At 74.3% G+C, this 24565-nt stretch carries 25 protein-coding genes and 2 pseudogenes; 21 read left to right on the plus strand and 6 right to left on the minus strand.

Annotated features, from left to right (window positions below; translation table 11 throughout):
- Positions 1-240 precede the first annotated feature (240 nt).
- The 10 genes from hisD to K7787_RS05805 all read left to right on the plus strand — a co-directional run bounded on the left by hisD (position 241) and on the right by K7787_RS05805 (position 7955).
- A complete protein-coding gene (gene hisD / locus K7787_RS05760) occupies positions 241-1566 on the plus strand; it encodes a histidinol dehydrogenase (RefSeq protein ID WP_009188078.1) in 1326 nt (441 codons plus the stop codon).
- Positions 1563-2672, plus strand: coding sequence for a histidinol-phosphate transaminase (locus K7787_RS05765; protein WP_223000675.1), 1110 nt, complete (start codon positions 1563-1565; stop codon positions 2670-2672). Before hisD ends, K7787_RS05765 begins: the two co-directional genes overlap by 4 nt.
- Complete coding sequence (hisB, locus tag K7787_RS05770) at positions 2669-3262, plus strand: imidazoleglycerol-phosphate dehydratase HisB (RefSeq protein ID WP_009188076.1); 594 nt, start codon at positions 2669-2671, stop codon at positions 3260-3262. The genes K7787_RS05765 and hisB overlap by 4 nt, the downstream gene beginning before the upstream one ends.
- Entirely contained in the window at positions 3259-3423 is a 165-nt protein-coding gene (locus K7787_RS05775) for a CG2302 family histidine operon protein (protein ID WP_019984376.1), read from the plus strand. Before hisB ends, K7787_RS05775 begins: the two co-directional genes overlap by 4 nt.
- Positions 3420-4064 (plus strand): imidazole glycerol phosphate synthase subunit HisH, encoded by a 645-nt coding sequence (hisH, locus tag K7787_RS05780; protein ID WP_043260691.1) that lies wholly within the window; start codon positions 3420-3422, stop codon positions 4062-4064. Before K7787_RS05775 ends, hisH begins: the two co-directional genes overlap by 4 nt.
- On the plus strand, positions 4064-4789 hold the full coding sequence (gene priA / locus K7787_RS05785; protein ID WP_009188074.1) for a bifunctional 1-(5-phosphoribosyl)-5-((5-phosphoribosylamino)methylideneamino)imidazole-4-carboxamide isomerase/phosphoribosylanthranilate isomerase PriA: 726 nt from the start codon (positions 4064-4066) through the stop codon (positions 4787-4789). The genes hisH and priA overlap by 1 nt, the downstream gene beginning before the upstream one ends.
- A 16-nt stretch (positions 4790-4805) precedes the next feature.
- Positions 4806-5210 (plus strand): RidA family protein, encoded by a 405-nt coding sequence (locus tag K7787_RS05790; protein ID WP_223000676.1) that lies wholly within the window; start codon positions 4806-4808, stop codon positions 5208-5210.
- The gene (gene hisF / locus K7787_RS05795; protein WP_223000677.1) at positions 5207-5962 is read left to right on the plus strand and encodes an imidazole glycerol phosphate synthase subunit HisF; all 756 of its coding nucleotides are present in this window, start codon (positions 5207-5209) and stop codon (positions 5960-5962) included. Before K7787_RS05790 ends, hisF begins: the two co-directional genes overlap by 4 nt.
- 134 nt (positions 5963-6096) lie before the next feature.
- Positions 6097-6684, plus strand: coding sequence for an ArsR/SmtB family transcription factor (locus tag K7787_RS05800; protein ID WP_009188071.1), 588 nt, complete (start codon positions 6097-6099; stop codon positions 6682-6684).
- A 14-nt stretch (positions 6685-6698) separates the two neighbouring features.
- Positions 6699-7955, plus strand: coding sequence for an MFS transporter (locus tag K7787_RS05805; protein WP_223000678.1), 1257 nt, complete (start codon positions 6699-6701; stop codon positions 7953-7955).
- A gap of 505 nt (positions 7956-8460) precedes the next feature.
- Here K7787_RS05805 and K7787_RS05810 read toward each other — a convergent pair.
- A complete protein-coding gene (locus K7787_RS05810; RefSeq protein ID WP_019984370.1) occupies positions 8461-9096 on the minus strand; it encodes a TIGR03085 family metal-binding protein in 636 nt (211 codons plus the stop codon).
- Between the two features lie 152 nt (positions 9097-9248).
- On the opposite strand from K7787_RS05810, the gene hisI reads away from it, so the two are divergent.
- The 11 genes from hisI to lgt all read left to right on the plus strand — a co-directional run bounded on the left by hisI (position 9249) and on the right by lgt (position 18456).
- A complete protein-coding gene (gene hisI / locus K7787_RS05815) occupies positions 9249-9704 on the plus strand; it encodes a phosphoribosyl-AMP cyclohydrolase (RefSeq protein WP_372456610.1) in 456 nt (151 codons plus the stop codon).
- Positions 9705-9715: 11 nt separating this feature from the next.
- Complete coding sequence (locus K7787_RS05820; RefSeq protein WP_164387435.1) at positions 9716-11206, plus strand: anthranilate synthase component I; 1491 nt, start codon at positions 9716-9718, stop codon at positions 11204-11206.
- Between the two features lie 70 nt (positions 11207-11276).
- Positions 11277-11924 (plus strand): TIGR02234 family membrane protein, encoded by a 648-nt coding sequence (locus tag K7787_RS05825; RefSeq protein WP_020657176.1) that lies wholly within the window; start codon positions 11277-11279, stop codon positions 11922-11924.
- A gap of 139 nt (positions 11925-12063) precedes the next feature.
- Positions 12064-12312, plus strand: a complete 249-nt coding sequence (locus tag K7787_RS05830) for an HGxxPAAW family protein (protein WP_019984366.1) — start codon at positions 12064-12066, stop codon at positions 12310-12312.
- Between the two features lie 165 nt (positions 12313-12477).
- Complete coding sequence (locus tag K7787_RS05835) at positions 12478-12921, plus strand: DUF2752 domain-containing protein (RefSeq protein WP_164390017.1); 444 nt, start codon at positions 12478-12480, stop codon at positions 12919-12921.
- 198 nt (positions 12922-13119) lie between these two features.
- Positions 13120-13929, plus strand: a complete 810-nt coding sequence (gene trpC / locus K7787_RS05840; protein WP_027758495.1) for an indole-3-glycerol phosphate synthase TrpC — start codon at positions 13120-13122, stop codon at positions 13927-13929.
- Between the two features lie 21 nt (positions 13930-13950).
- On the plus strand, positions 13951-14175 hold the full coding sequence (trpM, locus tag K7787_RS05845; RefSeq protein ID WP_019984363.1) for a tryptophan biosynthesis modulator TrpM: 225 nt from the start codon (positions 13951-13953) through the stop codon (positions 14173-14175).
- A gap of 80 nt (positions 14176-14255) precedes the next feature.
- Complete coding sequence (gene trpB, locus K7787_RS05850) at positions 14256-15539, plus strand: tryptophan synthase subunit beta (RefSeq protein WP_223000679.1); 1284 nt, start codon at positions 14256-14258, stop codon at positions 15537-15539.
- Complete coding sequence (gene trpA, locus K7787_RS05855; protein WP_009188061.1) at positions 15536-16354, plus strand: tryptophan synthase subunit alpha; 819 nt, start codon at positions 15536-15538, stop codon at positions 16352-16354. The genes trpB and trpA overlap by 4 nt, the downstream gene beginning before the upstream one ends.
- 77 nt (positions 16355-16431) lie before the next feature.
- A complete protein-coding gene (locus tag K7787_RS05860; protein WP_223000680.1) occupies positions 16432-17202 on the plus strand; it encodes a DsbA family protein in 771 nt (256 codons plus the stop codon).
- 180 nt (positions 17203-17382) lie between these two features.
- On the plus strand, positions 17383-18456 hold the full coding sequence (gene lgt, locus K7787_RS05865) for a prolipoprotein diacylglyceryl transferase (protein WP_223000681.1): 1074 nt from the start codon (positions 17383-17385) through the stop codon (positions 18454-18456).
- Between the two features lie 108 nt (positions 18457-18564).
- Here the strand turns inward: lgt and K7787_RS05870 are convergent.
- From K7787_RS05870 to K7787_RS05890, 5 genes and pseudogenes are all read right to left on the minus strand, one after another.
- Positions 18565-19056: pseudogene (locus K7787_RS05870) on the minus strand (aldolase/citrate lyase family protein); the annotation flags it as partial.
- 585 nt (positions 19057-19641) lie between these two features.
- Positions 19642-19995: pseudogene (locus K7787_RS05875) on the minus strand (aldolase/citrate lyase family protein); the annotation flags it as partial.
- Complete coding sequence (locus K7787_RS05880; protein ID WP_247720572.1) at positions 19992-21323, minus strand: CaiB/BaiF CoA transferase family protein; 1332 nt, start codon at positions 21321-21323, stop codon at positions 19992-19994. The pseudogene K7787_RS05875 and the gene K7787_RS05880, both read right to left, overlap by 4 nt.
- A complete protein-coding gene (locus K7787_RS05885) occupies positions 21320-22858 on the minus strand; it encodes an ADP-ribosylglycohydrolase family protein (RefSeq protein ID WP_223000682.1) in 1539 nt (512 codons plus the stop codon). The genes K7787_RS05880 and K7787_RS05885 overlap by 4 nt, the downstream gene beginning before the upstream one ends.
- Positions 22846-24069 carry an ADP-ribosylglycohydrolase family protein gene (locus tag K7787_RS05890; protein WP_247720573.1) on the minus strand — a complete coding sequence of 408 codons (1224 nt, stop codon included), beginning with the start codon at positions 24067-24069 and terminating at the stop codon, positions 22846-22848. The genes K7787_RS05885 and K7787_RS05890 overlap by 13 nt, the downstream gene beginning before the upstream one ends.
- Between the last annotated feature and the right edge of the window lie 496 nt (positions 24070-24565).

Raw genomic sequence — 24565 nt, forward strand, 5'->3', positions numbered from 1 at the left:
CTTCTTCCCCGGCTACTCGTGGGTTCTGTGGGTTCGTACAACCGGTCATGCCCGATGTGTGACGATTCGAACGCGAAGCGTGAAGAAGATCTTCCGACGATCACCCGAACGTGCCGGGGCGCGCCGGGCGGGAGCCGGGCCCGGGACGCCGTCACAGGGGACACCCGAGTGACGGACGTTCTGTATCAGCCATTGATACGGGCGAACGGCTCGCGCGCGCGGTCTGAGAGAATTGGAACCGTGATCTCCCGAATCGATCTGCGCGGCGACGCCCTCCCCGAGGGCCCCGCCCTGCGTGACCTGCTGCCCCGAGCCGACTTCGACGTTCAGGCCGCCCTGGAGAAGGTGCGTCCGATCTGCGAGGCCGTGCATCATCGCGGCGACGCGGCGCTGATCGACTTCGCCGAGAAGTTCGACGGCGTACGGCTGGAATCGGTGCGGGTCCCCGAGCAGGCGATCAAGGAAGCCCTGGAGCGGCTGGACCCCGCCGTGCGCGCCGCCCTGGAGGAGTCCATCCGCCGGGCCCGCCTGGTCCACCGCGCACAGCGCCGCACCACGCACACCACCCAGGTCGTCCCCGGCGGCTCGGTCACCGAGAAGTGGGTGCCCGTCGAGCGCGTCGGGCTGTACGCGCCGGGCGGCCGCTCGGTCTACCCGTCCTCCGTGGTGATGAACGTCGTGCCCGCCCAGGAGGCCGGCGTCGAGTCCATCGCGCTCGCCTCCCCGGCCCAGGCCGAGTTCGGCGGCCTGCCGCACCCGACGATCCTGGCCGCCTGCGCCCTGCTCGGCGTGGACGAGGTGTACGCCGCAGGAGGCGCCACCGCCGTGGCGATGTTCGCCCACGGCACCGAGTCCTGCCCGCCCGCGAACATGGTCACCGGCCCCGGCAACATCTGGGTCGCCGCCGCCAAGCGCTACTTCACCGGCAAGATCGGCATCGACGCCGAGGCCGGGCCGACCGAGATCGCCGTCCTCGCCGACGCCACCGCCGATCCGGTGCACATCGCCTCCGACCTGATCAGCCAGGCCGAGCACGACCCGCTGGCCGCCGCCGTCCTCGTCACCGACTCCGTCGAGCTGGCGGACGCGGTGGAGAGGGAACTGGAGCCGCAGGTCGCGGCCACCAAGCACATCGAGGACCGGATCCGCCCGGCGCTCGCGGGCAAGCAGTCCGCGATCGTTCTCGTGGACGGCCTGGCGGAGGGCCTGCGCGTGGTCGACGCCTACGGCGCCGAGCACCTGGAGATCCAGACCGCCGACGCCGCCGCGGTCGCCGACCGGGTGCGCAACGCCGGGGCGATCTTCATCGGCCCCTGGGCGCCCGTCTCGCTCGGCGACTACGCCGCGGGCTCCAACCACGTCCTGCCGACCGGCGGCTGCGCCTGCCACTCCTCGGGCCTGTCCGTGCAGTCCTTCCTGCGCGGCATCCACATCGTGGACTACACGCGCGACGCCCTCGCCGAGGTCGCCCACCACGTGGTGACGCTGGCCGAGGCGGAGGACCTGCCCGCGCACGGCGCGGCGATCAAGGCGAGGTTCGAGTGGAAGGTCCCGGAAAGCAAGTGACGTTCGGCATCGACGATCTCCCCGTACGGGACGAGCTGCGCGGCAAGTCCCCCTACGGAGCGCCCCAGTTGGACGTCCCCGTACGGCTGAACACCAACGAGAACCCCTACCCGCTGCCCGAACCGCTCGTGGAGCGGATCGCGGAGCGGGTCCGCGAGGTCGCCCGCGACCTCAACCGCTACCCCGACCGGGACGCGGTCGAACTGCGCACCGCCCTGGCCGCGTACCTGACGAAGACCGGCCACCACCGGCTCGGCATCGAGAACGTCTGGGCAGCCAACGGCTCCAACGAGGTCATCCAGCAACTGCTGCAGACCTTCGGCGGCCCCGGCCGCACCGCGATCGGTTTTGAACCCTCGTACTCGATGCACGCGCTCATCGCCCGCGGCACCGGCACCGGCTGGATCTCCGGCCCGCGCGGCGAGGACTTCGCCATCGACCTGCCCGCCGCCGAGCGGGCCGTCGCCGAGCACAAGCCCGACGTCGTCTTCGTCACCACCCCCAACAACCCCACCGGCAGCGCGGTCCCGCCCGAGACGGTCCTCGCGCTGTACGACGCGGCGCAGGCGGCCAAGCCGTCCATCGTGGTCGTGGACGAGGCCTACATCGAGTTCAGCCACGGCGACTCGCTGCTGCCGCTGCTGGCGGGCCGCCCCCACCTGGTGATCTCCCGCACCATGTCGAAGGCGTTCGGCGCGGCCGGGCTGCGCCTCGGCTACCTCGCCGCGCACCCCGCGGTCGTGGACGCCGTCCAGCTGGTCCGGCTGCCCTACCACCTCTCGGCGATCACCCAGGCCACCGCCCTGGCCGCCCTGGAGCACACCGACACGCTGCTGAAGTACGTCGAGCAGCTCAAGGCCGAACGCGACCGCCTGGTCGCCGAACTGCGCGCCGCCGGCTACGACGTGGTCGAGTCCGACGCCAACTTCGTCCAGTTCGGCCGGTTCGCCGACGCCCACCAGGTCTGGCAGCGGATCCTCGACCGGGGCGTCCTGGTCCGGGACAACGGCGTACCGGGGTGGCTGCGGGTGTCCGCCGGCACCCCCGAGGAGAACGACGCGTTCCTGGACGCGGTCCGTCACATCAAGAAGGAGTCCCAGGCATGAGCCGCGTCGGGCGCGTGGAGCGCACCACCAAGGAGACCTCGGTCCTGGTCGAGATCGACCTCGACGGCACCGGGAAGACCGACATCGCCACCGGCGTCGGCTTCTACGACCACATGCTCGACCAGCTCGGCCGGCACGGGCTGTTCGACCTCACCGTCAAGACCGACGGCGACCTGCACATCGACTCCCACCACACCATCGAGGACACCGCCCTCGCGCTCGGCGCCGCCTTCAAGCAGGCGCTCGGCGACAAGGTGGGCATCTACCGCTTCGGCAACTGCACGGTCCCGCTGGACGAGTCCCTCGCCCAGGTCACCGTCGACCTCTCCGGCCGCCCCTACCTCGTGCACACCGAGCCCGAGAACATGGCGCCGATGATCGGCGAGTACGACACCACGATGACCCGGCACATCCTGGAGTCCTTCGTCGCCCAGGCCCAGGTCGCCCTGCACGTCCACGTGCCCTACGGGCGCAACGCGCACCACATCGTGGAGTGCCAGTTCAAGGCGCTCGCCCGCGCGCTGCGCTACGCCAGCGAGCGCGACCCGCGCGCGGCCGGCATCCTCCCCTCCACGAAGGGCGCCCTGTGACCGGCCTGTCGACCATCCTCATCGTCGTCGGCCTGTTCCTGGTCGGCGGCATCATCTCCTTCGTCAAGCAGCAGATGCCGCGCAGCCTGATCGTGCTGCTGTCCATCGCCGCGGGGATGTGCCTGGTGGCGGGCGTGATGCGGCTGGAGGTGTGGAATTGAGCACGACGCCCAAGAAGGTGGTCGTCTTCGACTACGGCTTCGGCAACGTCCGCTCCGCCGAGCGCGCGCTGGCCCGGGCCGGCGCCGACGTGGAGATCACCCGTGACTTCGACACGGCGATGAACGCCGACGGGCTGCTCGTGCCCGGCGTCGGCGCGTTCGCCGCCTGCATGCGCGGCCTGAAGGAGGCCCGCGGCGACTGGATCGTGGACCGCCGGCTCTCCGGCGGCCGCCCGGTCATGGGCATCTGCGTCGGCATGCAGATCCTCTTCGCCCGCGGCATCGAGCACGGGGTGGAGGCCGAGGGCCTGGACGAGTGGCCCGGCACGGTCGCCCCGCTGGAGGCGGACGTGGTGCCCCACATGGGCTGGAACACCGTCGAGGCGCCCGCCGACTCGGAGCTGTTCGCCGGCCTCGACGCCGACGCCCGCTTCTACTTCGTGCACTCCTACGCCGTCCACGACTGGCAGCTGGAGGCGCACAACCCGGCGATGCTCGCCCCCAAGGTCACCTGGGCCACCCACGGCAAGCCCTTCGTGGCCGCCGTGGAGAACGGCGCCCTGTGGGCCACCCAGTTCCACCCCGAGAAGTCCGGCGACGCCGGAGCGCAGCTGCTGACCAACTGGATCGGAACCCTGTGATGGCTTCGAAGCTCGAACTCCTCCCCGCCGTCGACGTCCGCGACGGCCAGGCCGTCCGCCTCGTGCACGGCGAGTCCGGGACCGAGACCTCCTACGGTTCCCCGCTGGAGGCGGCCCTCGCCTGGCAGCGCTCCGGCGCCGAGTGGCTGCACCTGGTCGACCTGGACGCCGCGTTCGGCACCGGCGACAACCGCGCCCTGATCGCCGAGGTCGCCAAGGCCATGGACATCAAGGTCGAGCTGTCCGGCGGCATCCGCGACGACGACACCCTCGCCGCCGCCCTCGCCACCGGCTGCACCCGCGTCAACCTCGGCACCGCCGCCCTGGAGACCCCCGAGTGGGTCGCCAAGGTCATCGCCGAGCACGGCGACAAGATCGCCGTCGGCCTGGACGTGCGCGGCACCACGCTGCGCGGCCGCGGCTGGACCCGCGACGGCGGCGACCTCTACGAGACGCTGGAGCGCCTGAACAAGGAGGGCTGCGCCCGCTACGTCGTCACCGACATCGCCAAGGACGGCACCCTCCAGGGCCCCAACCTGGAACTGCTGAAGAACGTCTGCGCGGCCACCGACCGCCCGGTGGTGGCCTCCGGCGGCGTCTCCTCGCTCGCCGACCTGCGGGCCATCGCCGACCTCGTGCCGCTCGGTGTCGAGGGCGCCATCGTCGGGAAGGCCCTGTACGCGAAGGCGTTCACCCTCGAAGAGGCCCTGGCGGCCACGTCTTGAAAAGGGGCACGGTGTCATGACGTCCGAAGCCGTACGGCGCGTGCAGAGCGAAAGCCCCTGGGAAGAGAGTTTCGGATTCGCGCGTGCCGTCGCGGTGGGCGACCGCGTGCTGGTCGGCGGCACGACGTCCTTCAAGGGCAGCGTCCTCTACGGTGAGGGCGACCCCTACGAGCAGGCGAAGGTGGCCTTCACCGCCGCGCTCGAGGCGATCGCCGAGTTCGGGCTCGGTCCGGAGTCGGTGGTGCGGACCAGGATGTACCTGTCCCATTCCCGGGACGTCGACGAGGTGGGCCGCGCCCACCAGGAGCTGTTCGGCTCCGTGCGCCCGGTGGCGACCCTGCTGGTCGTGGAGGGCTTCGTCGACCCGCGCATCCTGGTCGAAGTGGAACTAGAGGCATTCAGAGGAGCCGAGAGCACATGACCCTGGCGGTCCGAGTCATCCCCTGCCTGGACGTGGACGGCGGCCGGGTCGTCAAGGGCGTCAACTTCCAGAACCTGCGCGACGCGGGCGACCCCGTCGAGATGGCCAAGGTGTACGACGCCGAGGGCGCCGACGAGCTGACGTTCCTGGACATCACCGCCTCCTCCGGCAACCGCGAGACGACGTACGAGGTGGTGCGCCGCACCGCCGAGCAGGTGTTCATCCCGCTCACCGTCGGCGGCGGCGTGCGCACCGCCGAGGACGTGGACAAGCTGCTGCGGGCGGGTGCCGACAAGGTCGGCGTCAACACCGCCGCGATCGCCCGCCCGGACCTGATCCGGGAGATCGCCGAGCGCTTCGGCCGCCAGGTGCTGGTGCTGTCCGTCGACGCGCGCCGCACCGAGTCCGGCTCCTTCGAGGTGACCACGCACGGCGGCCGCAAGGGCACCGGGATCGACGCGGTGGAGTGGGCGCACCGCGCCGCCGAACTCGGCGCGGGGGAGATCCTGCTGAACTCCATGGACGCGGACGGCACCAAGGACGGCTACGACCTGGAGATGATCGCCGCCGTCCGCAAGCACGTCACGGTGCCGGTCATCGCCTCCGGCGGCGCCGGCCGGCTCGACCACTTCCCGCCGGCCGTCGGCGCGGGCGCGGACGCGGTCCTCGCCGCCTCCGTCTTCCACTTCGGCGACCTGCGCATCGGTCAGGTCAAGGAGACCCTGCGCGCGGCGGGCCACCCGGTGCGCTGAGCCCGGGCGGACGAAGAAGCGGTCCGGCCCCGGTCGCCCCTGCGGGCGGCCGGGGCCTTCTCGTGGGCAGACGCGAAAGAAAAGTTGCGCAAACTATATTGCGCAGTTTTTCTTTCCCTTCTACTGTTCAGGGCATGTCACCCGAGAAGAGCCGCGAGATCACCGATCTCGGCACGCTCAAGGCGCTCGCCCACCCGCTGCGGATGAAGCTGTACCGGCTGCTGTTCGTGGCCGGCACCGCCACCGCCTCCCAACTGGCCGAACAGGTGGACGAGGCCGTGTCGCTGGTCAGCTACCACCTGCGCAAACTCGCCGGGCACGGCCTGATCGAGGAGGCCGAGCCGCGCAGCGGGGACGCCCGGGAACGCTGGTGGCAGCCCGCCTCCGACGGCGTCTCCATCCGCGACGAGGACTTCCGCGACGCGCCGGAGAAGGCGGCGGCGCACCTGGCCGCCTCCCGGCTCTTCGTGGAGCAGCGCGCCGAGATGTACCGCGCCTACCTCGACGGGCGCGCCCACTGGGGCCCCGAGTGGAACGAGGCCGCCCACGACAGCGAGTCGCTGCTGCGGCTGACCGCCGCCGAACTGGCCGGCCTCCAGAAGGACCTGCTCGACCTGGTGAAGAAGTACGACGCCGAGGGCCGCGCCCGGGAGGCGGCCGGCGACACCGAAGGGCGCGAGAACGTCGCGCTGCACGTGTACGGATTCCCGTTCCGCGTCTGAGAGAGGCCACCGCCGTGACCGTCCTGCCCGTGACCCGCACCGCCGCGCCCCGCACCGAGGTCCCCGCCCACCGCGACGGCAACGTCCTGCGCTGGCTGACCGCCTACGCCGCCTCGATGATCGGCGACAACGTCTACTACCTCGCCCTGTCCTGGGCGGCCGTGCGCGCCGGATCGCCCGCGCAGGCCGGTGTCGTCACCGCGGTGAGCGCGCTGCCCCGGGCGCTGCTGATGCTCGGCGGGGGAGTGGTCGCCGACCGGTTCGGGCCGCGCCGGGTCGTCATCGGCAGCGACGCCGTGCGGTGCGCGGCCGTCCTCGCGGTGGCCGCCCTGCTGTGGCACACCGGCCCGGGGCTGTGGCCGCTGACCGTGCTCGCCCTCCTCTTCGGCACCGTGGACGCCGTGTTCCTGCCCGCCGTGGGCGCGCTGCCGTCCCGGGTGACGAGCCGCGACCAGCTCGCACGGGTGCAGGGCATGCGGGGCCTGGCGATCCGGCTCGCGAGCGTCGTCGGCGCCCCGCTCGGCGGCCTCGCGATCGCGGCCGGGGGCGCCGCGGCCGCCTTCGGGATCGCCGGACTGCTGATCGCAGTCTCCGTGCCGCTGCTCACCTCCGTACGGGTGAGGGAACTGCCGCCGGACGACGCCGCTCCGGCCGGTCGCGCCACCGCTCGGCAGGACCTCGCGGCGGGCCTGCGCTACATCCGCCGGCACCGGGTGCTGGCCCCGCTCATGCTCGCCATCGCCCTCGGCGACCTCGGCTTCGTCGGGCCGCTCAACGTCGGCCTCACCCTGCTCGCCGACGAACGCGGCTGGGGCGCGGCCGGCATGGGCTGGGTGCTGGCCGGCTTCGGCACCGGGGCCGGCGCCGCCTCCCTGCTGCTGGCCGTGCGCGGCCGCCTCCCGCACGCCGGCCGCCTGCTTGCGTACACGATCTTCGCGGGCTCCGTGGCCATCGGCGCCCTCGCCTACGCCCCGGGCGTCGCCGCCGCCGTCGGCGTGGCCCTGCTGGTCGGCCTCCTCGCCGGACTCAGCGGCGCCCTGTGCGGCGCGCTGCTCCAGACCCAGGCCGACCCGGCCTACCTCGGCCGGGTCACCGCCGTCTCCGGCCTGGTCAGCCTGGGCCTCGCCCCGCTCGGCATGCCCCTGTCCGCCGCGGCGATCGGGGCCTTCGGCACCGGCCCGGTGTTCGTCGTGAGCGCGGCGATCTGCGCCCTCGGCGGCGTCATCGCCCTCACCGCCCCGGCCCTGCGCCGCGCACAACTCCCGAACTGACCCCGGGCCCACCCTCACGCGCAACGCCCTGTCCCGCCCGTCGCCCCCTACGGGCGACGGACCCGCACCCGGAGGCGAACCCCCGGGCTCGCGCGATCTCGCCGGGGCGGTGCGCGGGTCGGGCCCACGGCCGACTGCCGGGCCGGGGCGGCTCCGCTCGCGCCGTTTCGGTCGTGTGCGGGCGGTTGGCTTCTGGGCTGCGCCCGGGGAGTCGGCTTCCACTCGGAGACGGGGCCTCCGGGCCGGCTCCGCGTGATCCTGGCGGGGGTGGTGCGCGGGTTGGGCCCGTAGCTGACTGCCGGGCCGGGGCGGCCCCGGTCGCGCCGGTGCGGCCGTGTGCGGGCAGTTGGCAGCCCGGCTGCGCTCGTCGCCGCCGCTCGGCTCCGGGCAGCGCCCGTCGCCGGCGCTCGGGGCCGAGCGAGCAGGCCGCCGCCCCGTGGGTGCCGCCCGGGCCGCAGGGGTGGGCGCGCCGGGGCCGGTCGGGCCGAATCGGGCAGGTGGTCGCTCAGAAGCCGAGGCGGTTCGTCTCCGAGACCTGGGTGATGGCCGTCTGCTCGCCCTCCAGTTCCACCTTGGCCGCGCTCTGCCGGCCGAAGGCGAACAGCAGCAGCTCCGACGGTTCGCCGGTCGCCGTCACCACCGGGGTGCCCCGGTGCGCGACCGCCGTCTGGCCGTTGGGGCGGCGCAGCACCAGGCCGGTCGGGATGCCCCGGCCGAGCATCCGGGCGGTGCGCTCCAGCCGCGACCACAGGGTCTCCTGGAAGACCGGGTCCAGCTCCCGCGGCGCCCAGTCCGGCTGCGCCCGCCGCACGTCCTCGGCGTGGACGTAGAACTCGACGGTGTTGGCCGCCTCGTCGACCTGCTTGAGCTGGAAGGGGGAGAACCGCGGCGGGCCGGTGCGGATCAGCTGGATCAGCTCCTCGTACGGCTTGGCCGCGTACTCCTCCTGCACCTTGTCCAGACGGGCCGCCAGCGGCTTGATGAACATGCCGCCGGCCGCGTCGGGACGCCGTTCGCGCACCACCACGTGCGCGGCCAGATCACGGGTGCGCCACCCCTCGCACAGGGTCGGCGCCTCCGGACCGGCGGTCTCCAAGAGGTCGGCGAGCAGAAGCCGTTCACGCTTGGCAAAGGTCGACATGGAGTCAGCCTACGACCACCCACCGGGTCCGCCCACCCGTCCCCCGCGCCACCGCACCCGGCCCCGCCGCCCCGCCCGCCGACGTCCACCGGCGTGCCCACTGAGTGGACGGCGTCCTCCGCCCACCCGTCCCGCGCGGCACAATGGCACCCATGACCAGCATGCCCGGGACCCCCCGGCCCAGCAGCCTCGACCCCGAGATCGCCGCGCGGCTCAAGCGCAGCGCCGACGGACTCCTGCCCGCGATCGCCCAGCAGTTCGACACCGGAGAGGTGCTGATGCTCGGCTGGATGGACGACGAGGCGCTGCACCGCACGCTCACCACCGGCCGCTGCACCTACTGGTCGCGCAGCCGCGGCGAGTACTGGGTCAAGGGCGACACCTCCGGCCACGTGCAGCACGTCCGCTCCGTCGCCCTGGACTGCGACGCGGACACCCTGCTGGTCAAGGTCGACCAGGTAGGCGCCGCCTGCCACACCGGCGACCGCACCTGCTTCGACGCCGACGTGCTCCTCAAGGACGACGGCCCTGCGCCCCGCGTGGCCCACGACGCCGCGCCCCGCGCGCAGCACGGCGCCGGTTCCGCCGCGACCGCCGCGGATCAGTAGGGTCTGCCGCCATGGACCTCGACACGTTCCGCAAGCTGGCCACCGACCGGCGCGTCATCCCGGTCACCCGCAAGCTCCTCGCCGACGGCGACACCCCCGTAGCCCTCTACCGCAAGCTCGCCGCCGAGCGCCCCGGCACCTTCCTGCTGGAGTCCGCGGAGAACGGCCGCACCTGGTCCCGCTACTCCTTCGTCGGCGTGCGCAGCGCCGCCACCCTCACCGAGAAGGACGGCCGCGCCCACTGGCAGGGCGCACCGCCGGTCGGCGTCCCCGTCGAGGGCGACCCGCTGGCCGCCCTGCGGGCCACCGTCGAGGCCCTGCACACCCCCCGCGACCTCGCCCACGACCTCGGCCTGCCGCCCTTCACCGGCGGCATGGTCGGCTACCTCGGCTACGACATCGTGCGCCGCCTGGAGAAGATCGGCCCCGGCGACCGGGACGACCTGAAGCTCCCCGAGCTGACCATGCTGCTCACCTCCGACCTCGCCGTCCTCGACCACTGGGACGGCACCGTGCTGCTGATCGCCAACGCGATCAACCACAACGACCTCGACACCGGCGTCGACGAGGCCTACGCCGACGCCGTCGCCCGCCTCGACGCGATGGAGGCCGACCTGTCCAGGGCGGTGCCCCAGCCGCCCGCCGCCCTCCCGCCGTCCGAACTGCCCGAGTACACCGCCCGGTGGGGCGGCGCGGACTTCAAGGCCGCCGTCGAGGACATCAAGGAGCGCATCCGCGCCGGCGAGGCCTTCCAGGTCGTCCCCTCGCAGCGCTTCGAGACGCCGTGCACCGCGAGCGCCCTGGACGTGTACCGGGTGCTGCGGGCCACCAACCCCTCGCCGTACATGTACCTGCTGCGCTTCGACGGCTTCGACGTCGTCGGCTCCTCGCCCGAGGCCCTGGTCAAGGTGGAGGACGGGCGGGCCATGGTCCACCCCATCGCCGGCACCCGGCCGCGCGGCGCCACCCCGCAGCGCGACCAGGCCCTCGCCGAGGAACTGCTCGCCGACCCCAAGGAGCGCGCCGAGCACCTCATGCTGGTCGACCTCGGCCGCAACGACCTGGGCCGGGTCTGCGAACCGGGCTCCGTCGAGGTCGTGGACTTCATGTCCATCGAGCGCTACTCCCACGTCATGCACATCGTCTCCACCGTGACCGGACGCGTCGCACCGGGCCGCACCGCCTTCGACGTGCTCACCGCCTGCTTCCCGGCCGGCACCCTGTCCGGCGCCCCCAAGCCGCGCGCCCTGCAGATCATCGACGAACTCGAACCCTCCCGGCGCGGCCTGTACGGCGGCTGCGTCGGCTACCTCGACTTCGCCGGCGACTCCGACACCGCCATCGCCATCCGCACCGCCGTGCTGCGCGACGGCACCGCCCACGTCCAGGCGGGCGCCGGCATCGTCGCCGACTCCGACCCGGAGGCCGAGGACACCGAATGCCGCAACAAGGCGGCGGCCGTCCTCCGCGCGGTGCACACCGCCAACCGGCTGGCCAGGTAGGACGGGTGGGGCATATCTCACGTGCCCGTAAAGAGCCCCGGGTGACGGTTCGCCCCGGGTTCACGCGATAGTGGAGTACGTGACTGCCGTACCTCACCCCCGTACCGAAGCCGCCGCCCCCGCGCGGTCCGGCCGCCGCAGCCTCGCCGTCGCCCTGCTGTGCGGTGCGCTCGGCGCGGCCGTGGCGCTGCTGGCGTCCCGGCAGCGCTGGGCGGAGGGCACCGCGACGGTGGCCGGCGGCGCCTTCCCCCTGACCGTCAAGGGCAGCGACGTCACGGGCGTGCCCGCGGCGCTCGCCATAGTGGGCCTGGCCGCACTCGTCGCCGTCTTCGCCGTCCGCCGCTCCGGCCGCCTCCTGGTCTCCGCCCTGCTCGCGCTCTCCGGCGCCGGCACCATCGCCGCGGCCGTCTCCGGCGCCTCCGACAGCGGCTCCCTGGACAGCAAGGCCGCGCAGGTCTCCGGCGACGCCGCCGCCACCGCCGCCTCGATCGGCCACACCGGCTGGCCCTACGTCGCCGCGGCCGGCGGCGCCCTGATCCTGCTGGCCGGTCTGCTCGCCCTGCGCTTCGGCCGCCTGTGGCCCGCCATGTCCGGCCGCTACGAGCGCTCCGGCGCGCCCCGGCCCCGCGCGGCGCGCCCGGTCGACCCGGACCGTCCCGAGGACCTGTGGAAGGCCCTCGACCGCGGCGAGGACCCCACCGGCACCGGACCCGCCTGACCCGGGCGCCGCGGCCCGCCCGCGGGCCGCGGCGAAACGCGTGCGCAAGGAGCCACCCCCGATCACCTCCCGTGCGCGGGTACGGGACAATGGACCCGAGCGTCCGGCTCAGACACGTACAAGCAACGAGGAGCAAGTCATGGCGGGCAGCAGCCACGGTCACACCCCGGCCGCCTGGACCGGTGTCATCATCGCCTTCATCGGTTTCTGCGCCGCGGGCGCCTTCATGGTGGCCGCCCAGCCGGTCGGTTTCTGGGCGAGCATGGGCGTCGTGCTGCTCGGCGGTGTCGTCGGCGCCATCATGCGCATGATGGGCCTCGGCCAGAAGAACGAGCACCCCGTCCACCAGATCGCGGGCAAGGGCGAGCCGGCCGGCGCCAAGAGCTGACACCCGTACGGCGCAGCCGCACGGGACGAGCAGGAGGGGCGGCCGGCAGCCGCCCCTCGCGCGCGTACGGACCCTGCCGCGAGGCATCGGGGCGAGGCCGGGCGTGACACCGCCCCTCGCGCGTACGGACCCGCGGGCGCGCGCACGCCCGGCGCGCCGGGCAGAATGCCAGGCGTGAACGCCGAGAGCCGAGCGCTGCCGCCGGGACAGCAGTCCCTCCTCGGACGGCTCGCCGTCCCCGCCGGGGCGCTGGCCGCCGTCGCCGCCGCCTTCGCCTACGTCGGCGCGGTGGACCCCAACCAGCCCGGCCACTACCCCGCCTGCCCCCTGCTGCGCTACGCCGGCCTCTACTGCCCCGGCTGCGGCGGACTGCGCAGCGCGCACGCCGTCGTCCACGGCGACCTCGCCGCCGCCCTCCACGACAACGCCCTGGCCGTCGCCGGCTACCTGGTCTGCGCCGTGGTGTGGACCGCGTGGACCGTCCAGGCCGCGCGCGGCAGGCGGCTGCGCCTGGACCCGCGACCGGTCCACCTGTGGAGCGCGCTCACCCTGTTCGCCGTCTTCACCGTGCTGCGCAACCTCCCCCTCGGCGCCCCGCTCCACCCCTGAGCGGAGCCGCCGCCGTCCCTCGGCCCGGCCCGGCGGCTGTCCAGGACGTGGGACCGTGCTCCACCGGATGCGAGCCCGACGCCGTCCTGCGGATACCATCGCAGTGACCGCCGGTTCCGCCCGTTTCACCGCCAAGCGGACGCCGGGGGCCGATCCGACCCGCTGGAACATCCCACCGTCTGGAAGGGGGCCGCTCGCGTGAGTGTGCTCGACGAGATCATCGACGGAGTCCGTGCCGACCTTTCGGAGCGGCAGGCGCGCGTCAGCCTCGAAGAGCTCAAGGAGCGCGCGGCGAAGGCTCCGGCCGCCAAGGACGGTGTGGCCGCGCTGCGCGGCGACGGCGTCAAGGTGATCTGCGAGGTCAAGCGCTCCAGCCCGTCCAAGGGCGCGCTGGCCGCGATCGCCGACCCGGCCGGACTCGCCGCGGACTACGAGGCGGGCGGCGCCTCCGTCATCTCGGTCCTGACCGAGCAGCGCCGCTTCGGCGGCTCGCTCGCCGACCTGGAGGCGGTCCGCGCCCGGGTGGACATCCCGGTCCTGCGCAAGGACTTCATCGTCACGTCGTACCAGCTCTGGGAGGCCCGCGCCTACGGCGCCGACCTCGCCCTGCTGATCGTCGCCGCGCTCGACCAGCCGGCCCTGGAGTCGCTGATCGAACGCGCGGTGTCCATCGGACTCACCCCGCTCGTGGAGGTCCACGACGAGGACGAGGTGGAGCGCGCGGTGGACGCCGGAGCCAAGGTCATCGGCATCAACGCCCGCAACCTCAAGACCCTCGAGGTCGACCGCGACACCTTCGAGCGCGTCGCGCCGGAGATCCCGGACCACATCGTCAAGGTCGCCGAGTCCGGCGTCCGCGGCCCGCACGACCTGATCGCCTACGCCAACGCCGGCGCCGACGCGGTCCTGGTCGGCGAGTCCCTGGTCACCGGCCGCGACCCCAAGACCGCGGTCGCCGACCTGGTGGCGGCCGGCACCCATCCCGCATTGCGGCACGGCCGCGGCTGAGCTGCCGGTAGGCTGTCCCCGATGACGCTGACCATGACCCCCGTGGACCGGTACGCCCGCCTGGCGCGCGGCTGCCGCCCCCGAGGCTGCCGCGCGCCCGCCCGCCGGGTCCACGGCCGCCGTGTCAGGTACGTCATCGGCGACGAGCCCGGGCAGGTGAACGGCCGCCGATGGCACCGCGCCCCCAGGGGCGCGGGGCTGTGCCCGGACACGCGGCTCGGCCGCAGGGCCGCGATCAGCCACTGACGGCGCGCGGCCGACGGATGAAACCCCGCCCCCCACGGCGAACAGTGTTCTTCCACACGCACTCACCGTGAGGTACTGGCATGCCCAGCAACTACTTCTTCCCCGACCCGGAGGGTCAGGTCCCCAGTCCCGAGGGCTACTTCGGCGTCTACGGCGGCAAGTTCATCCCGGAGGCGCTCGTCGCCGCCGTGGACGAGGTCGCCGTCGAGTACGACAAGGCCAAGGCCGACCCCGAGTTCGCCCGTGAGCTGGACGAGCTGCTCGTCCACTACACCGGCCGCCCCAGCGCCCTGACCGAGGTGCCCCGCTTCGCCGAGCACGCCGGCGGCGCCCGGGTGTTCCTCAAGCGCGAGGACCTCAACCACACCGGCTCCCACAAGATCAACAACGTGCTCGGCCAGGCGCTGCTCACCCAGCGCATGGGCAAGACGCGGGTGATCGCGGAGACCGGCGCCGGCCAGCACGGCGTCGCCACCGCCACCGCCTGCGCGCTGTTCGGCCTGGACTGCACGATCTACATGGGCGAGATCGACACCCGGCGGCAGGCCCTCAACGTCGCCCGGATGCGCATGCTCGGCGCCGAGGTCGTCGCCGTGAAGTCCGGCAGCCGCACCCTGAAGGACGCCATCAACGAGGCGTTCCGCGACTGGGTCGCCAACGTCGACCACACCCACTACCTCTTCGGCACCGTCGCCGGACCGCACCCCTTCCCGGCCATGGTCCGCGACTTCCACCGGGTCATCGGCGTCGAGGCCCGCCGCCAGCTCCTGGAGCAGGCCGGCCGCCTGCCCGACGCCGCCGTCGCCTGCGTCGGCGGCGGCTCCAACGCCATCGGCCTCTTCCACGCCTTCATCCCCGACGCGGAGGTCCGCCTGATCGGCTGCGAACCCGCCGGGCACGGCGTGGAGACCGGCGAGCACGCGGCCACCCTGACCGCCGGCGAGCCCGGCATCCTGCACGGCTCCCGCTCCTACGTCCTCCAGGACGACGAGGGCCAGATCACCGAGCCGTACTCCATCTCGGCCGGCCTCGACTACCCCGGCATCGGGCCCGAGCACTCCTACCTCAAGGACTCCGGGCGCGGCGAGTACCGCGCGGTCACCGACGACGCGGCCATGCAGGCGCTGCGCCTGCTGTCGCGCACCGAGGGCATCATCCCGGCGATCGAGAGCGCCCACGCCCTGGCCGGCGCCCTGGAGGTCGGCAGGGAACTCGGCAAGGACGGGCTGATCGTCGTCAACCTCTCCGGGCGCGGCGACAAGGACATGGACACCGCCGCCCGCTACTTCGGGCTGTACGACACCGACGCCGAGGTCGCCGCCGACCAGGCCGACACCGCCGAGATCGAGGGAGACGCCAAGTGAGCGGGAACATCCAGCTGCTGACCGACACCCTCGCCGCCGCCCGCGCCGAGGACCGCTCCGCGCTCATCGCCTACCTCCCGGCCGGCTTCCCGACCGTGGACGGCGGCATCGAGGCGATCAAGGCCGTCTTCGACGGCGGCGCCGACGTCGTCGAGGTGGGCCTGCCGCACAGCGACCCGGTCCTGGACGGCCCCGTCATCCAGACCGCCGACGACATCGCCCTGCGCGGCGGCGTCCGGATCGCGGACGTGATGCGGACGGTGCGCGAGGCCCACGCGGCCACCGGCAAGCCCGTCCTCGTCATGACCTACTGGAACCCCATCGACCGCTACGGCGTCGAGCGGTTCACCGCCGAACTGGCCGACGCGGGCGGCGCCGGCTGCATCCTGCCCGACCTGCCGGTGCAGGAGTCCGCGCTGTGGCGCGAGCACGCCGACAAGCACGGTCTCGCCACCGTCTTCGTCGTCGCCCCCAGCAGCAGGGACGCCCGGCTGGCCGAGATCACCGCGGCCGGCTCCGGCTTCGTCTACGCCGCCTCCCTGATGGGCGTCACCGGCACCCGCGAGTCCGTCGGCGAGCAGGCCCAGGACCTGGTGAGGCGCACCCGGGCCACCGGCACCGGCCTGCCCGTCTGCGTCGGCCTCGGCGTCTCCAACCCGGCGCAGGCCGCCGAGGTCGCCGGCTTCGCCGACGGCGTGATCGTCGGCTCGGCGTTCGTCAAGCGGATGCTGGACGCCCCCGACCAGGCGGCCGGCGTCGAGGCCGTCCGCACGCTCGCCGGTGAGCTGGCGCGCGGGGTGCGCGGACAGGCGTAGCGCAAGATCGCATCACCCGAAGGGGTGGACCTGGGACCGGGGAGGCGCAATGCGCCTCCCCGGTTCGTTCTGGTGGTGTGAGCGAGAAGAACCATGACGCAAAGCGCACCGCCCGGCAGCGGCTGGCGGTCGAGCGGGAGAAGCAGAAGGCCTCGGAGCGGCGGCGGCGCACGCTGATCGTGGCCGCGAGCGTGGTCTGTGTGCTGGGCCTGGCCACGGTGATCGGCGTGCTCGCGGCGAACGCCGGCAAGAGCGGCTCCGGCTCCGGCCCGGTCGCCGCGCCCTCCGGGGCGCTCGGCAAGGACGGCCTCGCCATCCCGGTCGGCCAGGACGGCGCGAAGTCGACGCTCACGGTGTGGGAGGACTTCCGCTGCCCGGCCTGCAAGGCCTTCGAGGCGGCCTACCGCCCCACGTTGCACGAGCTGACCGGCGCGGGCAAGCTCCGCATCGAGTACCACCTGGTCCGCCTGATCGACGGCAACCTCGGCGGCACCGGCTCGCTGCGCGCGGCCAACGCCGCCGCCTGCGCGCAGGACGCCGGCAAGTTCCCCGCCTACCACGACGTGCTCTACGACAACCAGCCCGAGGAGACCGACGACGCCTTCGCGGACAACGGCAAGCTGATCGAACTGGCCGGCAAGGTGAACGGCCTGGACACGCCCGCCTTCCAGAAGTGCGTCAAGGACGGTGTGCACGACAGCTGGGTCGGCAAGTCCAACAAGGCGTTCCAGGCCGGCGGCTACTCCGGCACCCCGACAGTCCTGCTGAACGGCAAGAACATCATCGAGGACCGCTCGATGACCCCGGCCAAGCTGAAGCAGACGGTGGAGGCGGCGAGCAAGGGATGAGCGGCGCGCACGGGACGGACGAGGGGCCCGGGACGGACGGCGGGCGAAGGACGGGCGAGGAATCGGCGAGGACCGCGTCCGGCGGCGGGCGGCGGACCGGTGAAGCGGGCCCCTGTTATGGACCCGTAGCCGGGTTGCCCGCCGTGGCCCGGCTCCGGCTGCGGTAGCGTCGACCCTGCCATGGAACTTGCCTACATTCCCAGCCCGTCGCACGGAGTGGTCTACCTCGGACCCGTTCCGCTGCGCGGCTACGCTTTCTGCATCATCATCGGCGTCTTCGTCGCCGTCTGGCTCGGCAACAAGCGCTGGGTCGCCCGGGGCGGGCGGGCCGGCACGGTCGCCGACATCGCCGTCTGGGCCGTGCCGTTCGGCCTGGTCGGCGGCCGGCTCTACCACGTGATCACGGACTACGAGCTGTACTTCAGCGACGGCCGTGACTGGGTGGACGCCTTCAAGGTGTGGCAGGGCGGCCTCGGCATCTGGGGCGCGATCGCGCTCGGCGCGCTCGGAGCGTGGATCGGCGCCCGGCGCCGGGGCGTCCCGATGCCCGCCTACGCCGACGCCGTCGCGCCGGGCATCGCCTTCGCGCAGGCCATCGGCCGCTGGGGCAACTGGTTCAACCAGGAGCTGTACGGCCGGGAGACGCACGTTCCGTGGGCGCTGCACATCACCTCCTCGGCGGACGGCCGGGTCCCCGGGTACTACCACCCGACGTTCCTGTACGAGTCGCTGTGGTGCGTCGGCGTCGGCCTGCTGGTCATCTGGGCAGACCGCCGCTTCAAGCTCGGACACGGCCGGGCGTTCGCGCTCTACGTCGCCGCGTACTGTGTGGGCCGCGGCTGGATCGAGTACATGCGCGTGGACGACGCCCACCACATCCTCGGCCTCCGGCTGAACGACTGGACCGCGCTGATCGTCTTCCTCCTCGCGGTGGCCTACATCTGGGTGTCCTCGAAGAAGCGGCCGGGCCGGGAGACCGAGGTCGAGCCGGGCGCCGCCACGGACGCCGCCGGTGAGACGACCGGCACCGAGGCGGGCACCGACGCACGCACCGACGCCGAGGGCGACGCCGGGCCGGGCGGTACGAGCGACGGCGCCTCGAAGGGCGAGGACGCCGCGACGCCGGCCGCGGAGGCCGAGAGCGCCGACCCGGAGGCCGCCGATCCCGAGGACGGGGCCGAGCTGAAGGACGGCGTCGGCGTCAAGGACGGCGTCGGTCTGAAGGACGGCGCGGGGTCGGCCAAGCAGGGCTGACGGACGGTCGCAGGGCCGGTCGTCGCAGGATCGTAGGCAGCCGAGGGCGCCCCCGGATTCCGGGGGCGCCCTCGTCGTGTGCGGCGGGCGCCGCGTGGTGCGGCGCGGTCAGTACCTGCGGGCCAGGGCCAGGGTGCGGCGGGCCGCCGCGACCACCGCCGCGTCGATGAAGCGGCCGTCGCTGAGGGCCTGGGCGCCCCGGTCGGTGGTGGCCGCCTTGATGATCGTCTCGGCCTCCTCCAGTTCGCGGTCGGTCGGCAGATAGGCGCGTTCGATGATCGGCAGCTGGCGGGGGTGGATGGCCGCACGGCCGAGGAACCCCAGGGCGCGGCCCCGGGCGCAGGAGGCCGCCAGCCCCTCCAGGTCCCGGATGTCCGGGTGCACGGACTGGGCGGGCGGGGCGAGACCGGCCGCGCGGGCGGCGACGACCACCCGGGCCCGGCACCAGTCCAGCCCGGCGTCCCGCCGCACCCCGAGATCGGCCCGCAGATCCGCCTCGCCGATCGAGACGCCCCGCAGCGAGGGGTGCGCGGAGGCGATGGCGTAGGCGTGCTCGATGGCGAGGGCGTTCTCCAGGAGGGCGTAGAGCGGGGGACCGGGGGCGTCGGCCGACGCTTCCGGCCCGGGGGTCCGTCCTGGTGCGCGTGCCGTCGCCGCGCCGCCGCCCGGCCGGAGGCCGGAGCCGTCGCCGGGCGGGGAGAGCGCGCTGCCGCCCGGTGGGAGGACCGTGCCCCCGCCCGGCAGGGGCGTGCCCGGCCAGGGCGGTGGGCCGTCGCCCGGCGGTATCGCGGGACCGTGATCGTGCGGGAGGCAGGTGGCACAGCCCTGCGAGAGTCCGGTGCCGTGGTCCTGCGGCCCGGGGAAGCCGTGGCCCCACGAAGGCCCGGGGCCGTGACTCGGCGAAGTCCCGCAGCGGTGGCCCTGCGGAGCCTCGGGGCCGTGGCCCGGAGACATCCCGGGGCCGCGGCCCGATGAGACCCCAGGGCCGTAGTCCTGCGACGGCCCGGGGGAGTGGTCCGGTGGCGTTCCGGAGCCATGGCCCCGGGCGGTTTCGGGGCCGTAGCCCTGCGGGGCCCCGGAACCGTGGCCCTGGAAGGCCCCATGGGGATCGTGACCTCGCGGTGTGTCCCAGGCGCAGCCCTGGTGGGGGCCGGGCGGCGGGGTCTCCGCGCGGGAGGGGGCGTGGGGCGGGCGGCCCGCCGCCTCCGTCCGGCGGGCGACCCGTACGATCTGCTCCGCCGACGTCACCTTCGGCAGCCGCAGTCCGGCCAGGCCCGGCTGGGGGGCCACCGCCGCCAGGTCCGCCGCGGCCAGCGGCCCGTCGAGGGCGTTGACCCGGACGTGGACCGGGACGGGCGGCGGCTCGGTGAGCAGTTCGGCGGTGGCGGCGCGGGCGTACTCCTTGCGGTCCGGGGCGACCGCGTCCTCCAGGTCGATCACCACCACGTCGGCGCCCGAGGCCAGGGCCTTGGCGACCACGTGCGGGCGGTCGCCGGGCGCGTAGAGCCAGGTCAGCGGGAACGGGACGGCGGGCGTCACAGGGCGCCCTCCGCCCGTAGCGCGGCCACCTCGTCCGGGGTGAGGCCCAGCTCGGTCAGCACCGCGTCCGTGTCCGCGCCGTGCGGCCGGCCCGCCCAGCGGATCGCGCCGGGGGTCGCCGACAGCCGGAACAGGACGTTCTGCATCCGCAGCCGCCCCAGCTCCGGGTCGTACAGCGTGGCCAGGGTGCCGAGGGCCTGGTACTGCGGGTCGGCCATCACGTCCCGGACGTCCTGGATCGGGGCGATCGCCGCCTCGGCCTTCTCGAAGGCGGCCATCACCTCGGTGCGGGTGTGCCGGGCGATCCAGCCGCCGACCGCCTCGTCCAGCACGTCCGCGTGCGCCGCCCGCTCCGCGCCGGTCGCGAACCACGGCTGCTCGATCAGCTCGGGGCGGCCCACCAGGCGCATCACGCGTTCGGCCACCGACTGCGCCGAGGTGGAGACGGCGACCCAGGTGCCGTCCGAGGTGCGGTAGGTGTTGCGCGGGGCGTTGTTCTGGGTGCGGTTGCCGGTGCGCGGCTGGACGTAGCCGAGCTGGTCGTACCACAGGGGCTGCGGGCCGAGGACGGTCAGGATCGGTTCGATGATCGCCATGTCCACGATCTGGCCCTCGCCGGTGCGCTCCCGGGCCGCCAGCGCGGTCAGCACCGCGTACGCCGTGGCCAGGCCCGCGATGGAGTCGGCGAGCCCGAACGGCGGGAGCACGGGCGGCGCGTCCGGTTCGCCGGTGATCGCGGCGAAGCCGCTCATCGCCTCGGCCAGGGTGCCGAAGCCGGGCCGGGTCGCGTACGGGCCGAACTGGCCGAAGCCGGTGACCCGGGCCAGGACCAGGCGCGGGTTGGCCGCCGACAGCTCGGGCCAGCCCAGTTCCCATCTCTCCAGGGTGCCGGGGCGGAAGTTCTCCACGATCACGTCCGCGCCGGCGGCCAGCCGCAGCAGGGTCGCGCGGCCGCCCGGCTTGGACAGGTCCAGGGTGATGGCGCGCTTGTTGCGGCCCAGCAGCTTCCACCACAGGCCGACGCCGTTCTTCGACGGGCCGTGGCCGCGGGCCGGATCGGGCTTGACGGGATGCTCCACCTTGACGACCTCGGCGCCGAAGTCGCCGAGCAGCATGGCGGCGATCGGCCCGGCGAACAGGGTGGCGAGGTCCAGGACGCGCAGACCGGCCAGGGGCGGGACGGGGCGGGCGCCGGACGAGGGGTACGGGCCGGGGCCGAGGCCCTGCTCGGGGCCGGTGTGCGGGCCGGGGCCGGAATTCGGGCGGGTGCCGGTGTCCGGGCCGGTGTTCGGGTCGGGTGTGCCGGTCGGGTGCGGCGTCGGCGTCATCGGCGGGACGCCTCCCGATGGGTGAGGCGGGCCAGGGCGTCGAAGCCGCTGCCGTCGAAGTCGCCGATGGACGTGGCCAGCCGGTTCTTCAGCGGGGCCGTCCAGCGCTCGGGCAGCGCGGCCGGGGAGCCGGCCAGCGCCCCGGCGACCGACCCGGCGGTGGCGCCGTTGGAGTCGGTGTCCCAGCCGCCGGACACCGCCCGGCAGACCGAGCCGGTGAAGTCGCCGTTCGCGTGGGTGAGCGCGGCGGCGATCAGGGCAGTGTTGGGCACCGCGTGCACCCAGTGGTAGGTGGCGGAGTGGGCGACGTGCAGCTCGTCCACGACGGTGTCGAAGTCCTCGTGGACGGCGGCCAGTTCGATGGCGTGCCGGACCGCGCGGGCGAGCCGGGAGCCGGGCGGCACGACGGTCAGCCCGGTGGCCAGACAGGCGTGCACGTCATGGGCGCCGCTCGTCGCGGCCGCGATGACGGCGGCGGCGAACATGGCCGCGTGGACGCCGTTCGCGGTGTGGGTGAGGGCGGCGTCCCGGTGCGCCTGCTCGGCGGCCGCCGCTGGGTCGCCGGGGTTGGTCCAGCCGTGCACGTCGGCGCGGATCAGGGCGCCGATCCACTCGCGGAACGGATTGCGGTGGCGGGCGGTGCGCGGTGGTTCGATGCCGAGGAGGAGGTTGCGGTAGGCGACGCGCTCGGCGGTGAAGGCGCGGCCGGCGGGGAGTTCGTCCAGCCACAGCCGGGCCACGTCGGCGGTGGTGAAGCCCTTGCCGTGGCGCTGCAGCAGGAGCAGGTTGAGCAGCGGGTAGTCGAGGTCGTCGTCCTCGGGCATCCCGTCGATGTTCTCGGCGAGCGAGGTGGCCGCGGACCGGCGGTTCCAGGGGTACCTGGCGGCCAGGTCGTCGGGGACGCCCCGGGCGGTGAACCAGGTGGTCAGCGGCCAGTTGCCGGTGGCGCGGGCGAGCTGGCGGATGCCGTCGAGGGGGAGCTTCTCCACCGGCTTGCCGAGCAGACACCCCACGGCCCGCCCCAGCCAGGCGGCCTCCAGCCGGTCGGGGTCCGGGGCCGGGTCCGGGAGGTGCGGAACGGCGGACGTGGTGGCGCCGAGCGCGGCGGACGTGGTGGGCACGGTGGCGCCGGACTCGGCGGGTGCGGTGGCGCCGGACTCGGTGGGTGCGAGGGCGCCGGACGCGGTGGGCGTCGGCGTGCCGGACCCGGCGGGGGTGGCGTGCACCACGGTAACCGAAGTGCCGGGCGCCGTAGGCCAGTTGGGGCACAGCGCCTTGATCGCGGCCAGGTCCGTGGGTTCCGCGTCCGCCAGACTGCTCGGCAGTTCGGCGAGTTCGTCCAGGAGGTCCTCGGCCAGCAGGCGCAGATAGCGGGAGGCCGGCTCCGGCGAGGCGCCGGCACGGGCCGGGGCCTCGGGGCCGCCGGCCGCCCGCCATCGCGCGGCCACCGCCTTCGGCTCGCGGCCGTCCTGCGCCGCCTGGCGCAGTTCGTGGCCGAGCAGGTCCTCCGGCTGGACCCAGGTCAGTCGGAGCATTCCGGGCCTCCCATCCCGGCGAACGCCCGCTCATGGGCGCGCCGGCGTCGTACGTCCTTCTCGAAGACTTCCCGGGCCACGTCGGCCAGGGTGCGGGCCGGCTCCCACAGGTCCAGCCGGCTGGCCTCGGCCACCGTCTTCGCCCATGCCTCGGGGACCGGCGAGCCGAGCGCGCCCGCCAGGGCGCCGGCCATGGTCGCGATGGAGTCGCAGTCGCGGCCGTAGTTCACCGCGCCGAGCACGGCGTGCCGGAAGTCGCCGCGCGCCACCGTCAGCATGCCGAGCGCGACGGGCAGTTCCTCGATCGCGTGCAGCCGGGAGGGGCGGCGGGCGCCCAGCGAGGGGGCGCGGTAGTCGGGGCCGACGGTGTCGTACGGGGCGACGGCCGCCCGCAGCGGACCGAGCGCCGACTCGAAGTGGGTGTGGTCGCGGGCCACGTCGCACACCGCCTCGATGGCGGCGCGGGTGCCGTCCTTCGCCAGCGCCAGGCACGTCGTCACGACCGAGTCGGGGGTGGCGCCCGGAGTGCAGGCCGCGGCCACGGCGGCCGCCAGCACGCCCGCCGCCTCGCGTCCGTACGACGACTGGTGGGCGCCCGCGATGTCCAGCGCCTCGGCGTACGCGGCCTGCGGGTTGGCCGCGTTGACCAGGCCGACGGGGGCCATGTACATCGCGGCGCCGCAGTTGACGATGTTGCCGGTGCCGGCCTCGCGCGGGTCGACGTGGCCGTAGTGCAGCCGGGCCACCAGCCACTTCTCCGCCAGGAAGATCCGCTGCAGGGGCAGCGCCTCCGCCTCCAGCTCGGGGATCCAGCGCGGCTCGGTCATCAGGTCGGGGACGAGATGGTCGGCGATCGCGTAGGCGTCGAGGTGGTCGCGGACCCGGGCGTAGACGCGTACCAGCGCGTGGGTCATCAGGGTGTCGTCGGTGACGTGGCCGTCGCCCTTGTGGTACGGCGCGATCGGGCGGGCGGTGCGCCAGTCGTCGCCGTTCCAGGGGCCGACGACGCCGGACACCCGGCCGCCGTGGCGCTGGAGGATCTGGTCGGGGGAGTAGCCCTCGACGGGCCCGCCGAGCGCGTCCCCGACGGCGGCGCCGACGAGCGCCCCGCTGATCCGCTCGCCCAGCCCGGGACCACCCGCCCGCTCCCCGCGTCCCTCGGCCCCGTCCGGGCCGCCGTCGCGGGGCGTGGCCCAGGCCGCTCCGGCCATGCGCGGACCGTCCCCGGAGGGACCGGCCCCGGCCGGATCGCCACCGCCCATCCCCGCCTCGGCCGCACCGCCACCGCGCATCCCGGCCCCGGCTGGGGCGGCCCCGCACGGCCCGGCACCCGACGGACCGCCACCGCGCCCCCCGCCTCCGGCTGGCCCGTCGTCGCGGGGCGTGGCCCAGGCCGCTCCGGCCATGCGCGGACCGTCCCCGGGGAGACCGGCCCCGGTCGGGCCGCCCCCGTGCAGCCCGGCGCGGGACGGATCGACGCCACGCGGCCCGGCCCCGAACGGACCGTCCTCACGGGAGGCGACCCAGACCGGTCCGGCACCGGGAGGACCGGCTTCGCGGGGATTGGCCGCGTGGGGTCCGGCTTCGCGGGGTCCGGGACCGTGCGGTGCGGCGGCCCGGGCCGGGCCGGCCTGACGCGGACCGTTCCGGGTCGGTTCGCCCCCGAGCGGACCGCCCCCGCAGGGACCGGCTCCGGCTGGGGCGGCC

It is taken from the genome of Streptomyces sennicomposti (assembly GCF_019890635.1).
Taxonomy (GTDB): domain Bacteria; phylum Actinomycetota; class Actinomycetes; order Streptomycetales; family Streptomycetaceae; genus Streptomyces; species Streptomyces sennicomposti.

Bases quoted from the DNA above. Each gene is read 5' to 3' on its own strand.
- K7787_RS05890 (WP_247720573.1), bottom strand. From the start codon at position 24,069: ATGGCCGGAGCGGCCTGGGCCACGCCCCGCGACGGCGGCCCGGACGGG.
- K7787_RS05820 (WP_164387435.1), top strand. From the start codon at position 9,716: ATGGACCTCGACACGTTCCGCAAGCTGGCCACCGACCGGCGCGTCATC.
- K7787_RS05830 (WP_019984366.1), top strand. From the start codon at position 12,064: ATGGCGGGCAGCAGCCACGGTCACACCCCGGCCGCCTGGACCGGTGTC.
- trpB (WP_223000679.1), top strand. From the start codon at position 14,256: ATGCCCAGCAACTACTTCTTCCCCGACCCGGAGGGTCAGGTCCCCAGT.
- lgt (WP_223000681.1), top strand. From the start codon at position 17,383: ATGGAACTTGCCTACATTCCCAGCCCGTCGCACGGAGTGGTCTACCTC.
- K7787_RS05810 (WP_019984370.1), bottom strand. From the start codon at position 9,096: ATGTCGACCTTTGCCAAGCGTGAACGGCTTCTGCTCGCCGACCTCTTG.
- K7787_RS05885 (WP_223000682.1), bottom strand. From the start codon at position 22,858: ATGCTCCGACTGACCTGGGTCCAGCCGGAGGACCTGCTCGGCCACGAA.
- trpM (WP_019984363.1), top strand. From the start codon at position 13,951: ATGACGCTGACCATGACCCCCGTGGACCGGTACGCCCGCCTGGCGCGC.
- K7787_RS05800 (WP_009188071.1), top strand. From the start codon at position 6,097: ATGTCACCCGAGAAGAGCCGCGAGATCACCGATCTCGGCACGCTCAAG.
- K7787_RS05790 (WP_223000676.1), top strand. From the start codon at position 4,806: ATGACGTCCGAAGCCGTACGGCGCGTGCAGAGCGAAAGCCCCTGGGAA.
- K7787_RS05880 (WP_247720572.1), bottom strand. From the start codon at position 21,323: ATGACGCCGACGCCGCACCCGACCGGCACACCCGACCCGAACACCGGC.
- K7787_RS05835 (WP_164390017.1), top strand. From the start codon at position 12,478: ATGCCAGGCGTGAACGCCGAGAGCCGAGCGCTGCCGCCGGGACAGCAG.
- priA (WP_009188074.1), top strand. From the start codon at position 4,064: ATGGCTTCGAAGCTCGAACTCCTCCCCGCCGTCGACGTCCGCGACGGC.
- hisI (WP_372456610.1), top strand. From the start codon at position 9,249: ATGACCAGCATGCCCGGGACCCCCCGGCCCAGCAGCCTCGACCCCGAG.
- hisF (WP_223000677.1), top strand. From the start codon at position 5,207: ATGACCCTGGCGGTCCGAGTCATCCCCTGCCTGGACGTGGACGGCGGC.
- hisB (WP_009188076.1), top strand. From the start codon at position 2,669: ATGAGCCGCGTCGGGCGCGTGGAGCGCACCACCAAGGAGACCTCGGTC.